This window comes from Microcoleus sp. B4-D4, from assembly GCF_036705185.1.
Classification (GTDB): domain Bacteria; phylum Cyanobacteriota; class Cyanobacteriia; order Cyanobacteriales; family Microcoleaceae; genus Microcoleus.
On the sequence record NZ_JAUBTX010000032.1, the window covers coordinates 12,722 to 25,180 of the forward strand.

12 protein-coding genes are annotated in these 12,459 nt (G+C 48.0%); 5 read left to right on the forward strand and 7 right to left on the reverse strand.

Features of this window, described 5'->3' with window-relative positions:
* Positions 1-4: 4 nt before the first annotated feature.
* Together QUB13_RS20960 and QUB13_RS20965 are read right to left on the reverse strand one after the other, a co-directional pair.
* Entirely contained in the window at positions 5-1,960 is a 1,956-nt protein-coding gene (locus QUB13_RS20960; protein WP_333384268.1) for a hypothetical protein, read from the reverse strand.
* A 54-nt stretch (positions 1,961-2,014) separates the two neighbouring features.
* A complete protein-coding gene (locus QUB13_RS20965) occupies positions 2,015-2,734 on the reverse strand; it encodes a hypothetical protein (protein ID WP_333384270.1) in 720 nt (239 codons plus the stop codon).
* Positions 2,735-2,879: 145 nt separating this feature from the next.
* Here QUB13_RS20965 and QUB13_RS20970 point away from each other — a divergent pair, with 145 nt between their 5' ends.
* Both QUB13_RS20970 and QUB13_RS20975 read left to right on the forward strand, forming a co-directional pair.
* A complete protein-coding gene (locus tag QUB13_RS20970) occupies positions 2,880-3,227 on the forward strand; it encodes a hypothetical protein (protein WP_333384273.1) in 348 nt (115 codons plus the stop codon).
* A gap of 84 nt (positions 3,228-3,311) precedes the next feature.
* Positions 3,312-3,791 (forward strand): rhodanese-like domain-containing protein, encoded by a 480-nt coding sequence (locus QUB13_RS20975; protein WP_333384276.1) that lies wholly within the window; start codon positions 3,312-3,314, stop codon positions 3,789-3,791.
* 161 nt (positions 3,792-3,952) lie between these two features.
* Here QUB13_RS20975 and QUB13_RS20980 read toward each other — a convergent pair whose 3' ends face one another.
* The 5 genes from QUB13_RS20980 to QUB13_RS21000 all read right to left on the reverse strand — a co-directional run bounded on the left by QUB13_RS20980 (position 3,953) and on the right by QUB13_RS21000 (position 9,130).
* Complete coding sequence (locus tag QUB13_RS20980; protein ID WP_333117429.1) at positions 3,953-4,420, reverse strand: bis(5'-nucleosyl)-tetraphosphatase; 468 nt, start codon at positions 4,418-4,420, stop codon at positions 3,953-3,955.
* 109 nt (positions 4,421-4,529) lie between these two features.
* Positions 4,530-5,261 carry a peptidase gene (locus QUB13_RS20985; protein ID WP_333384280.1) on the reverse strand — a complete coding sequence of 244 codons (732 nt, stop codon included), beginning with the start codon at positions 5,259-5,261 and terminating at the stop codon, positions 4,530-4,532.
* A gap of 103 nt (positions 5,262-5,364) precedes the next feature.
* Complete coding sequence (gene secG / locus QUB13_RS20990) at positions 5,365-5,604, reverse strand: preprotein translocase subunit SecG (RefSeq protein ID WP_194065723.1); 240 nt, start codon at positions 5,602-5,604, stop codon at positions 5,365-5,367.
* 605 nt (positions 5,605-6,209) lie between these two features.
* On the reverse strand, positions 6,210-7,808 hold the full coding sequence (gpmI, locus tag QUB13_RS20995) for a 2,3-bisphosphoglycerate-independent phosphoglycerate mutase (RefSeq protein ID WP_333384283.1): 1,599 nt from the start codon (positions 7,806-7,808) through the stop codon (positions 6,210-6,212).
* 608 nt (positions 7,809-8,416) lie between these two features.
* Positions 8,417-9,130, reverse strand: a complete 714-nt coding sequence (locus QUB13_RS21000; protein WP_333384286.1) for a retropepsin-like aspartic protease family protein — start codon at positions 9,128-9,130, stop codon at positions 8,417-8,419.
* Positions 9,131-9,354: 224 nt separating this feature from the next.
* Here QUB13_RS21000 and QUB13_RS21005 point away from each other — a divergent pair, with 224 nt between their 5' ends.
* The 3 genes from QUB13_RS21005 to QUB13_RS21015 are packed head-to-tail and all read left to right on the forward strand — an operon-like array spanning position 9,355 to position 12,226.
* Positions 9,355-10,791 carry a hypothetical protein gene (locus tag QUB13_RS21005; protein ID WP_333384289.1) on the forward strand — a complete coding sequence of 479 codons (1,437 nt, stop codon included), beginning with the start codon at positions 9,355-9,357 and terminating at the stop codon, positions 10,789-10,791.
* A 41-nt stretch (positions 10,792-10,832) separates the two neighbouring features.
* Entirely contained in the window at positions 10,833-11,567 is a 735-nt protein-coding gene (locus QUB13_RS21010; protein ID WP_333384418.1) for an MORN repeat-containing protein, read from the forward strand.
* 35 nt (positions 11,568-11,602) lie between these two features.
* Positions 11,603-12,226: a DUF6391 domain-containing protein gene (locus QUB13_RS21015; protein ID WP_333384293.1), complete on the forward strand. Its 624-nt coding sequence runs from the start codon at positions 11,603-11,605 to the stop codon at positions 12,224-12,226.
* Positions 12,227-12,459: the final 233 nt, after the last annotated feature.

Consider the following 12,459-nt stretch of genomic DNA (forward strand, 5'->3'; position numbering starts at 1 on the left):
CGACTTATTGAGCTAATAATTTATCAAGTGCTTCGTCGAGGTTGTTAATTTCCGTTGTATCAGGTATGAAGATACTTTCAGCCATACTTTCTTCATCCAGTTCAGCCATCTCACATTCATTAAGTTCAGCCATCTCATCTTCATCAAGCAACCCATCAGGAATCTGACCCGACGGATCGCTAAGAATTTCACAAATTAGATAATTTTCAGCGGCGAGCTTTTTCTGAACAATAAACTGCTGTATTTGGTCTTCGGTTACATCGTAATCTGTGCGAGCCTTGTTGACAAAATAAATGGCTAATAAAGGCTTGATATCTTCACTTGTAAGTTTGACAAATTCTCCACCTAGTTCTGGAGAAAGAAGTTGGTCTAAACACTGTTTTCCTACAGTATTCGACTTAACATCTTTAGAACGAACTAAACAACCACGAGTCATATCAAACTTTTGATACTGAATTAACCGCTTTAATGTCGCGGTCACAAATGTTGCTCGCGATTCTTGAACTACTGCTACTACTATCTTGACAGACCGTCCATTTTCTTTACCTCTAATTCTAAAGTGAAGATAACCTCTGTCTGCCGCTTTAGTTTTTACTTTTTCAATCTCCTCAACTTGCACTTGTTCCAAAATCTCGCCTTTTACTGAAAGGAAGCCAAAATATAGAGCCTCCGATAAAATATCGCTATCGTCAAAATATTTCTCTATTGTTGTCTCAAGTGCATTTAGTTCCTTGTTAAATGCAAGTTCAACTTGATGGAGTGGATCTGCTGCTGTTGGCGATGGAGTATTATCACCAGGTACTTTCCACTTCTTTGCACACTCCTCTAAAACCTTTCTGACAATTAACTTTTCTTTTCCCAGTTCTCTCAGTTCACCTTCATCAAAAGGATAAACTGGATAAGGTGGAGTTAAACCTTTACTGTCATAAAATTCTTTGAGCCATTGAGAAACTAGAGTCACTACATCATCAGCATTCAGATACTTTAAATCAAAAGTCTTTTCACCCATTCTAGCTGTGACTGACTCTGCCTGCGGTAATGCTCGGATCTGCAATGTCCAAGTTTCATCAAACATAGCTGTCATTAAGACACCTCGTTTAATTTTACCGTACAAGTCTTTTACTAAGAGCGCAACGACCTGTGCCCTGTTGAAACCAGCTTCATTCCGATCTACACTCTCTAACTCATCAAAGCCAATTACTAAAGTTCTGTAATCACCAATTAAGTCTAAAATTTGGCAAACAGTCTGAAATGCTTCGCCTTCTTTATCCTCTTCCGTGGAATTTGGTAAACCCATTGCATCAGCTTGTGCTTGTGCCAAAGCTTTTCCAGACAGCCAGTTGGTTGCAAAGCTCACTTTATCTGAAGCAAGTGTCCACAGAATAGCCTGGATCAAATAAGGATTTTCGATGTTTGGCTTAATTTGAAGCACTTTTGCAGTTAAGGCATCAACTAATTTAGGATTTTTAGCTAATGCCCCCGAAAATTGCTTGACTAAATTTTGAGGTATGTGAGTTTTTCCTAATGCCTCATTGATCAAAGCAGTTGCTAATTCTTGCCACTGCATTACGCCTTCGTTACCAATCTGTTTCAGGCTTAAAGACAAAGTGTTTAGAAAGTTAGCGTGGACTCGGTTTAAGTTTCCATAGTCTACGTCGCTCATATAAACAAAGAAAGAACCACCTTCATCGAGAAGGCGGCTGCGAATCCGACTAATTAGGTGGCTTTTTCCTAGACCTTTTTCAGCTTTGATCGTGATGCCACTAACTGTACGATACCCCGCGCGGATTTGCTCTATCGCCTGAAAGATAGCATCAGAGGCATGAGCATTGATAGAAGGAACGTCAGGAAAACTTGGCTTCCAAATATCATTGCTCCTGACTATTAACGATCTGTCAAAAGGGTTTTGACTAGAAATAGCTTGATTGAGGTCGGGGATTGAGGAGTGAAAGTCATTCATCGTTGTGTGTGTGTGTGAAGATAAAGGAGCGAATGCACTACTAACTCAAGTTAATTAGGTTAAACGCTTGACATAGCAGCGCAAACCGTTCACTTTTGTGGTGATAGAATCTTCGATTTTGTCGGGGGCGCTGTCTTCTACACTGCCGCCTATAAGTTGGAGAATATCTTGAGCCTGCATTTCCAACAGCCACTCGTTGAATTGCGATCGCCCTACCCTTTCCCCGATCGCGCGTCGCATCCGATAAATCGGCACTAAATCGTCTAAGTTATAATCCCGGTTCAACTTGTCGTACACATCGATCGCCACAGTCTTAAAATTGTCATAGGAGGCGATCGCCCCTGCATCCCCTTTCCCCGCCTCAACCCCAACACCCGCAGCACCATCCTGATGCCGAATCCACTTCAACAAAGCATTTCCCAGCCGAGTACCGATTTGAGAACCATCAAACTCAAACAGAGAATCCCGACTTTTCAAGCCCTCCGCCAAAACTTCTTTCCCCTTCGCCGTCAATTCCACCAGCGTCACCCGATTTACCAGCGATTTCTCGATCGCCCCAGTGGACTGCAACTCACCCAGCACTCCCAGATATCTCTGACTCGTCTCATTAGTGCGAACAATCCGCTTAGTCAAATCCCCCTTTTTCACCTGCATCTTTCCGCCGCCCAAATCCCACAAATTCAGCAACACCCGAACCTTCGCCTTTGCATCCCAAACCGCCTGCTGTTCCGGTGTCAAAGTTTTAGACACCGCAATTTCACTGTTTTCAGACATATCCATACCTTTAAATACCTATTGTTAGTATCAAATCTTACCAGAATTTTTGCAGAAAAACCTCTCAATTTTTCAGCAAAATAGCGCACGATACCGCCCACAGCATCCAGCAATTTTCATTTGAAAATAATTAGGATTGACCAAAGTGTCATCATTTGATACAATGCTCAACCAAAAGGGCGATCGCACTTCAAAACATCCGCTGCAAACAATACCAATTTTCAAAATTCATACCAGAGAATTCCCAGGCTGCGGATACGGCAATAAATCCCCACAGTCGATCGACTTTTCGAGTAGATCCGCACCTCAACAACAAAGTAAAAAAACACAAGATTTCTTTTTTAGCATAGTTTTAAACAACTGGTATAAAATCGCACTTTTCAATCAAAACAATCCGCAGCCGGGGCATGAACAGGTTAACAAGCTCAACAAATATAGCGTTCCCAACAGCAGTCAACCACCAGCAATTCAACTCAACTGCGACTTTAGTTAAATACCCGATTATGCCTTTAGAAAGACGCATTCAACTTACACATCTCGTTACATTGCTATCAAAGCATTCAATACAAATGTAGCCATGAAAACTATTCCCGACCAAATTTCCGACATCAAAGAAAAACTTCCCGACCTTACTTCCACCCCTCCCGCTTTAAGAGCCCAAGTATCCAGCCACGACCTCAAAGCCCGTTTAGATTGGGGCGAACCAGGACTTACAATCATTGACGTGCGCGATTTTGAAAGCTTCAACAAAAGTCGCATTACCGGCGCAGTACCGATGCCAATGGACGAATTAGTAGAGCGCGCAAAATCTAGTCTAGAAACCGTTCGCGACATCTACATCTACGGCGAAACCGACGAACAAACAGCAGAAGCCGCCAATCTTCTCCGCGCCGCCGGCTTTAGAAAAGTAGCCGAACTAAAAGGCGGAATTCCAGCTTGGAAAGCCATCGACGGCCCCATCGACGGCGCAGTCGAACACGGCAATCCAGGCCCCGATGCCTACAACGTTTTCGCTCGCCTAGAACATCACGCCAAAATCCAGAAAACCCACAAATAATCTCACATAATACCTAGATACCCGACTTCTTCAAGAAGTCGGGTATCTAACAGAACAATTTGTTTGCAGTCAGGACTTCAGCCCTTAGCGAATTAAAGTTTTAATAGAGAACTAAAGTCCTGACTGTAAACTTAATTATGATTAGATAAGCGGATTTGATATTAACTATTTTTTTTATCGTCCAAAAATGCTTTAACTTCCCTCAAAATCTGCCGATTCCCATCAAAAGTAATCAGCTTAACTGCATCCTCAAAGGAACTCCAGGCCGAATTTTGAACTTCCTCCACTTGCAACTGAACTTCCATTGAATTTACAAAAGCCAAAAAGTAAGTAACAGTCTTTTCAATTGATTCTCCTTCCTTCGCAGAGGAATAATGTTGCACAGAACTAGGCTTCCCTTCCTTAACAAAGGAATAACGTTCCACAAAACTAGGCTCCTCAAGCACTTCACAATCGCGGATGCCAGTTTCCTCCTCAAACTCCCGCTTCGCCGTTTCTAGCGCTGATTCCCCCGGATTTGCGTGACCTTTAGGAAACGCCCAATGTCCGGCTTGATGTTGAATCAACAAAAACAAACTATCAGTTTCTGTCGCAAAAACTGGCACAATGCCAAAAGCTTCATCTTTCATCTTTCTTCTCTTTGCTATTAATAACTAATCGGAATCTTCTCTTAGTCCACGCAGGTGGACTTCGTTTGTGTAGACGCGATTTCCAATCGCCGGGAATTTGTGGTTTAAACTACAATTCCCACCCCAACCGAGTTGGCTGCTGATAAACCCGCTTCAAAGTATTAACATCCCTCGCAGAAATAGGCGGAGGATTGCGTACCTGAGAAAAATAAAGCACATCAGTCTCCATCGAACTGTGGCCCCAAATTCCCAAGGCGTGGCCTAACTCGTGTCGCGCCGTCGCCGCAACATACTTACCCACTTGATTGGGATTCAAATAAACCGAAAATCGGTGAGATAAAACAGTTTTATCACCATCTTGACGGGTGTACAACTTATAGGTAGATTCCCCAGAGCGCGATCGCAAAACCCCTTGACGCAAAGGCGGAGCCCGACGTAAAATTCTAATATCAGCCACCTCCGAACTATCCACCACCTCCAAAGGTAAATAAACGCCCCATTCCCGCACAACATCCAACACAGCCGCCATCCATTCTTCAGACTTATTAGCATCAGCGGGACGCTCAACATAAACCTGAATCGGGAACTTCGACCACAGCAAATGACCAACATTCGGTGGCTTAACCCGATCGAAATAATCACCGCTATTTGTTGAATCCTGCCAATTTTCCAGCATTGGCGGCAAAGGGTGAACCTGTGGAGGCGGCCAACTATTCTCCAGAAGAGAAACACTAGCAGCAGGAGTATTAACCTGACTAAAAATTATCAGGCTAAAACAACATAAAGCCAATCCCAAACCAGCCAGCAATCGATTTTTGATCCTAACTTTCCACAACCGCATTGTTCCGCCCGGAGATAAACACAAATAAACGCAGATCAATGCAAACTATCTCAAATTTATATCTGCGTCAATCTGCGTTTATTTGCGGTTAAAAATCCTCATCTTACGACGCAGGAGTCAACCAACCAGCACTCAAAATTACAGTCAAACCCATAAAAACAATACACAAACCCCAAGTAATGCGATTCAGAGTCGTTTCCGCACTCTTAGCGCTAGTAAACAATTGAGCTTGTCCGCCAATCCCTCCAATACCATCGCCTTTAGGGCTGTGCAGCAACACCAAAACCACAAGTCCTAGAGCAGACAAAGACCAGATCATTTGTAACAGAGAAACAATATTCATAATCGGGGGGTAATTGGTAATTAGTAATCAGTAATTTATTATGATATCAAATTCGGTCGATCGCGCACAACCTCGGTTAGACACGGCATTGCCTTTCATCGTGCCAATTTAACCCTGAAAACCTTGATAAATCTCGCTTTTACCCGAAGCCCGATCCCCCTAGCCCCCCTTAAAAAGCAGGGTGGTTTTATTGTGGGGAGAAGAAATCTGAAACGACAGAAAGCACCGCTCAAAGCTCGCGTCTGGGACGCAAGTGTTATATTAATAAAGGTACGTAGTTGGGCTTTAGCCCTCTTTATATATACGTCTAAAGAGGGCTAAAGCCCAATTACGTACCTATTTCTAGGATGACAATTAATCCACCCTGCCTAGCCCCCCTTAATAAGGGGGGGACAGGATTCTTCTCAAAGTCCCCCTTCTTAAGGGGGATTTAGGGGGATCTCCGAGGATTTTGGTTCTACACAGAGATGTGTGTACACCGTAGCTTAAGAAGGGGGGGGACAGGATTCTTCTCAAAGTCCCCCTTCTTAAGGGGGATTTAGGGGGATCGGGCCTTGGCTACAAACGAGACTTATCAAGGGTTTTCAGCCTTAACCTGACACCTGCTAAAGTCGCACCCGCACCGGAGTGCGATTGGCGCGAACTTCAAAATCAGCCGGTTCAATCATAGAACGTCCCGTCATTTCCGGCGGCTGAGGCAACCTCAACAGATCCAGAATAGTCGGCGCAATATCAGCCAAACAACCGTCCTCCCTCAGAGGAACATCAGTGCCGTGAGCCGGAATTTGCACACCTTCGCCTTCTACCAGAATAAACGGCACCGGGTTAGTAGTGTGAGCCGTCCAAGGATTGCCATTCTCATCGAACATCAACTCAGCATTGCCGTGGTCAGCAATAATAATTGCCGTACCCCCAGCCTTATTAATGCCAGTCAACAGCCGCCCCAAACATTTATCCACAGTTTCGATCGCAATTATCGTCGCATCCATCATCCCCGTATGACCAACCATATCCGGGTTAGCATAGTTAAGCACCACAAACGAATAAATCCGCTTAGCCAAAGCAGCCAGCGCCACATCAGTCACCAGGGCCGCCGACATCTCCGGTGCCGTATCGTAAGTCGCCACCATCGGGCTCTGCACCAACTCGCGGTCTTCCCCCGGAAAAGGGTCTTCCAGACCCCCATTAAAAAAATAAGTTACGTGAGCGTACTTTTCAGTTTCCGCCATCCGCAACTGCCGCAAACCGTGACGAGAAATCACCTCGCCCAGAATATTGTCCAAATTCTGCGGTTCAAAAGCCACCAACACCGACAACTTCGGGTCGTACTGAGTAAAAGTCGCAAAACTGAGCGGCTCAATTAAATGCCGTTCAAACCCCTTAAAATCCGGCGCTACAAAGGCCTGAGTCAATTCTCTAGCCCTGTCCGGGCGAAAATTGAAAAAAATCATCCCATCGCCGGATGCCACCGCGCCCGGAGCAATCCGAGTCGGAAGTGCAAACTCGTCGGTGACTCCTTCAGCATAGGATGCTTGCAACACATCAACTGCCGATCGACCATCAGGCGCGCCCTCAATCGTCATCACCTCATAGGCACGCTGCACCCGATCCCAGCGTTTGTCCCTGTCCATCGCGTAATAGCGGCCGCTGATGGTAGCAATCCGACCAATTCCCACCTGTTCGATATAACCTTGAATCTTGCGGAGAGCTGCCACGCCCTCTTTTGGAGTAGTATCGCGGCCGTCAGTAATGGCGTGAATGCAAACTTCAGAAATTCCTTGGGCCTTTGCTAGCTTTAGCAAACCCAAAATGTGACTCAGGTGCGAGTGAACCCCGCCCTCGGAGCAAAGACCAGTCAGGTGCAATTTGCCGCCCCGACTGCGGACTTCGGAGCAGAGTTGAAGTAGGGCGCGGTTGTCTAGCAAAGAATTATCTTCGACAGCATCCGAGATCCGCACCAACTCTTGAGGAACCACGCGGCCCGCGCCCAGATTCAAGTGACCGACTTCGGAGTTGCCCATTTGCCCGTCAGGAAGCCCTACTGCGCGGCCCGATGTTCTAATCAGAGTTCTGGGATAAGCGGCCCAGAGACTGTCCATTACGGGCGTGTTCGCGGAGGCGATCGCATTTCCGTCTTTTTGTTCGCGATAACCCCAGCCATCGAGAATAATCAGCACTACAGGAGATACAGACGTTTGTGCCATGCGAATACCTTATTTACAATAATTAATTTCTCGATCGTCATGAGTTCCGAGTTTGGGGAACATCTTCCGCAAATCAGTTTACATACTTTCTACGCTTTAGCCCAACAAAGCCAACCTAAATTCCCTCAGATGCAGCATTTTGGGAACTGATTTCGACCTGATTGGCGAATTGCCTTGCCTTCAACAATTTTGAATCCAAAGTCTGAGACTGTTACCGATCTCACCAACAGCCGCCGTGCTTTTGCGGCCGGATTTTCAGAAATAGTTCAACGGTTTACGGCTCTGCAAACACTCAATAAAGTACCACACTTGGCGGCGTTTGACTACTGCCTCAAGAAATAGAGCTTTTATAGGGTTCTAGCGATGAGGTACTATCGGGCATCGGGCATTGGGCATTGGGCATTGGGCATTGGGCATTGGGCAATCCTCACCACGCGATCGAACCGCTATATCAACAATAATGAGAAGCCCGTCTATTTTAGATTTTAGATTGATGGATTGGGGAATTGATCGATCGATACCTCAATCTAATTGCTATCAAACAGCTTTGAGGGGGCTGCGAATAACTTTACAGTCGATCGACTATCGGTTTCCGCATCGGCTCGCTCTCAGCGGACATAAAATTCTACAACATCTTTTTTAATTTTCACATCGTAATTGCCAAAGAAATCGTGACCGAGCAGACCAATTGGCATTTGTTTGGCGATCGCCACTTCGACATTTTGGATCGCAGCACCTCCAACCCGAATCGATCGCACTAAGCCGATCGGAAACTCGACAACGCTACCGTCAGCGATCCCCGCCCTCACGGTGCGTACCGGCCTCACTCCCAGTACAGCAGCCATCCGCTGAGTAATCAAGGTGCCGCTCGCCCCCGTATCGACAATCATCTCAAAAGTCTTGTCACCGTTAAATACCACGTCAATCACCGGCGTTCCACCATCGCGGCGCTTGATTTTAGCTTGAAATACCTTTGGATTGGCAGATGGAGATGTCGGCGGTTGGACGCGATTTGACGGGCCTCGGCGAAACTGAGAGTACACATTGCCAGTTGTGGCGATCGAGCTTGCTGTGAAAGTGCGATCGAGCTGCTGGAAACTCCGATCCGACACCAATGCGATCGCATTGGTTTCACGCTGCGGGAGCGCCCGATATTCTAGGTTTTTCATCAATAAACCCGGTTTCTCAAGTTTTGTTGAAAATGCCGCCAGATGTGAAGGAGAATGTAGTTCGCCACCTCCTACTAAGCCAACTGCCGCCAAAACAGCAGCAGAAACAATGCCCGATCGCCAAATCCCCTTGGAAAAAACTTTTGCCACCATAAAATGCCTTTAGTAATTTCAGTATGTCGAAAGAAGACCGCCATTGATATCCTAACCCGCTCCCGAAAACCTAGCGCCCGCTGCAACATCAGATCGTCGGGAAAACTTGGCAATTTAAAAGCGATCGCATACCATCAAACACAGGTAAACTTAAAACCGCAAATGGCAGCAACTTCGCTACTCATTTGGATCACTTAAAAGTCAGGCGTTTAGGGCGATCGGCAATGCGTAAACTTTTATATTTTGCAACTATAGGAATGTTGGCTTTCTGGACTGCAGGATGCGGCGGCGACGGCGGCGGCAACACTCCCAGTCCAACTCCCACTCCCGGTGCAGCATCTCCGTCACCGGGCACCAACACTCCCGGAACTCCCGGCGCCTCCGCCAGTCCCAGTCCTGGAGCTCAGACATTTCCTTCTCCCGTAGTCGCGGCCCAGCCCCCCGGCTTGATCCGATCTACAAACCCCGACGAACGGGCCAGACAAGCTCAAGCAGACATCCAAGGCAAAAAGACAGCATCTGGAGCTATTGTAAACGGGACGGGAATTCCACAGACCACAATCCCCGGCTTAGGAAACGACCCATTCTCAGTCCTTCCCCCTCAACCGCTCAAAATAGACGGTGGCGTGGGCGGCAACGAACTTCCAACCCTGCCAGCCAGACAAGTGCCCAGTCTGCCCAAGCTGCCAGACGAGAGAAATCCGCCTCAGTGGAGACCAGCACAGCGCAATAGCACACCGGGCGGCGGTGAAATTGCCGAACTTCCCCAATCTCAAACCCCCGTACAGGTGTCGAGTCTTCCCAACCTGCCGTTAACCTCCTTACCCCAATGGAGACCGCCAATTTCAGCGCGTCCCCAAGCAGCCCCCGGACGCCCCGGAGCCAGACCGGGACGCCCCGGAGCCAGACCGGCAGGCTCCCCAGGCATAGCAGGAGATCCGGCATCTATACCCGGACTGCCATCTATACCGGGCTTCCCAACAGGCACTACCGGACGCCCCGGAACCAGACCGACAGGCTCCCCAGACATAGCAGGAGTTCCCGCATCATCTATACCCGGACTGCCATCTATACCGGGCTTCCCAACAGGCACTACCGGACGACCGGGAACCTCACCGGGACGACCGGGAACCTCACCGGGACGACCGGGAACCTCACCGGGACGACCGGGAGCCTCACCGGGACGACCGGGAGCCTCACCGGGACGACCGGGAGCCTCACCGGGACGATCGCCAGCGATCGCGGCTCGCCCGCCCAGCCCTCCCACAATTCCTAACATCGCTACCAGAGAACTGCCCGGTCTGCCACAGTTGCCAGGATTAACGCCGCCGCCCTCTTGGCAAGACCCAAACCCGCCACCGCCCCCACCGACTCCAGCACCCCCACCGCCTCCGCCTTCGACAGACAATGCCAGAGGAGTTGAAGTTAGTGGCGTAGTCAGAGTTGGTAATGACATACTGGTAATTGTGAAAGCACCTAACGAGCCAACCAGTCGATATATCAAAGTAGGACAGCGGATCGCCAGCGGGCAGGTGCTGATCAAACGAGTTGATTTCAAATCTGGAATCGAGCCTGTTGTGGTTTTAGAAGAAAACGGTGTAGAGGTGTCCAAAATTGTGGGAGAAAAATCTCCCCAAGTTGCCCAGAACTCTGTGAAATGAAAAATTTACCTCAATCCTTGGAACGAAAATTGAGAACATTGATGCTTCGCTCAATTCAAAAACTTGGAATCCTGATGTTGGTTAGTTCGGGGGTAGGATGCCTCTCGTTGGTAGCCAGCACTCAGCCTTCATTGGCGCAAGAATCAGACCAAACCCGCCCTCCCGTTTGCGAAGGCTCTCCCCCGAACGGTCAAGTCAAGTGCAACTACTCGAATGGTGACAATTATCAAGGAAGTTTCGTCAGCGGCAGACCCCAAGGACAAGGAATATACGTCTACTCGAATGGCGATCGCTATGAAGGACAGTTTCGTAACGGCGTGCCCAACGGTCAAGGCGTGTTTCTGTTCGCCAGCGATGCCCGCATGGTGGGAGAGTTCCGCAACGGTCTGATCGTTAGGGGAGAAGCTATTTTTGCCAATGGCGATCGCTACCGGGGAACATTTCAAATTGTCGAACAAATTGGCGGGGGGACTGCTAGCAGTCAGCCACACGGCCAAGGGCAATTTATCTTTGCTAACGGCGATCGCTACGCCGGACAGTTTTTCGCAGGAAACCCGTTTGGTCGGGGAGTCTTCACCCGCACTGACGGCACCCGCTGCGACGGTCAGTTTTTTAACGAACAGCTAGACGGCAAAGGTAGTTGCAGTTTCCCAAACGGCATTCGCTACCAAGGCGAACTGCGTAAGGGACTCCCTCACGGTAGAGGAGTAATTACAGATGCTAAAGGCAGACGGTTTTCAGGAGAGTTTCGCGCAGGCAAGCGCGTTCAACCCTAAAATTTAATATCTGATATTAGTGGAGCTGTTTTGAAATGACGACAAATACTGCTTCTGCTTCCGATCGCGCTAACGAGTTTCCTTTCGACTTTGCCCCGCAGCCGACTCAAGATGCTGACTTGTTGCGGCAACTCGATTTCGTGCCCGGTTTGAAGCAAATCTTGACTGTGCGTCAAGTTCATGCCTTGGAACACGCTACCGTTTGGGTACTCAGTCAATCTGGCCCTGCAGCGACAGCAAAAGCCGATAATCAGTTATTGGGCGGGATGTCCACAGACGAAGGATTTTATCTTTACGGTCACGTTGACATCACACAGTTGCGTCGCGCAGTGGACGAAGCTTTGCACCGGATTGCTGGCGGAGAGTGGGATTTAGCCGTACATCCCCGCTGCGGCACAAATTTGTCCGTGGCAATGCTACTGACTGCTGGACTTGCTGTCGGTATCAATTTAGCCCTGCCAAAAGGGCCCATCCTGCAACTTTTAGGTTTGGGTGCTGCGGCTGCGGCTGCGGCTCAGTTAGCTCCTGACGCGGGTTCTCTGGCTCAGCGCTACGTGACAACTGCTATTCCGTTTAATTTGAGTGTAGTTGATATTTCTGTAAGTCAGGACTTCTGGGGACGCGAAGCTCATTTTGTGCGAGTGCATTGGGTAGAATAGCTGCACAGTATTAAGCCCGATCGATCGCAGTCACGGACACAAAAAAGTGTCAACAATCACGGACTGTGCAACCGGAATAGATCTAACTCATCTGCGTTAATCTGTGTTAATCTGCCTGTATCTGCGGTCAAAAAAAATAATTTCTTCACCGTAGATGACAAACGATTGACGCGGATTCACGCAGATGAATAGAATAGATATCTGAATAATTCTGATCCAGCGCGGATTTGATA

Bases quoted from the DNA above. Each gene is read 5' to 3' on its own strand.
- QUB13_RS21010 (WP_333384418.1), top strand. From the start codon at position 10,833: ATGCTTCGCTCAATTCAAAAACTTGGAATCCTGATGTTGGTTAGTTCG.
- QUB13_RS20975 (WP_333384276.1), top strand. From the start codon at position 3,312: ATGAAAACTATTCCCGACCAAATTTCCGACATCAAAGAAAAACTTCCC.
- gpmI (WP_333384283.1), bottom strand. From the start codon at position 7,808: ATGGCACAAACGTCTGTATCTCCTGTAGTGCTGATTATTCTCGATGGC.
- QUB13_RS20980 (WP_333117429.1), bottom strand. From the start codon at position 4,420: ATGAAAGATGAAGCTTTTGGCATTGTGCCAGTTTTTGCGACAGAAACT.
- QUB13_RS20965 (WP_333384270.1), bottom strand. From the start codon at position 2,734: ATGTCTGAAAACAGTGAAATTGCGGTGTCTAAAACTTTGACACCGGAA.
- QUB13_RS20985 (WP_333384280.1), bottom strand. From the start codon at position 5,261: ATGCGGTTGTGGAAAGTTAGGATCAAAAATCGATTGCTGGCTGGTTTG.
- QUB13_RS21005 (WP_333384289.1), top strand. From the start codon at position 9,355: ATGCGTAAACTTTTATATTTTGCAACTATAGGAATGTTGGCTTTCTGG.
- secG (WP_194065723.1), bottom strand. From the start codon at position 5,604: ATGAATATTGTTTCTCTGTTACAAATGATCTGGTCTTTGTCTGCTCTA.
- QUB13_RS20960 (WP_333384268.1), bottom strand. From the start codon at position 1,960: ATGAATGACTTTCACTCCTCAATCCCCGACCTCAATCAAGCTATTTCT.
- QUB13_RS21000 (WP_333384286.1), bottom strand. From the start codon at position 9,130: ATGGTGGCAAAAGTTTTTTCCAAGGGGATTTGGCGATCGGGCATTGTT.
- QUB13_RS21015 (WP_333384293.1), top strand. From the start codon at position 11,603: ATGACGACAAATACTGCTTCTGCTTCCGATCGCGCTAACGAGTTTCCT.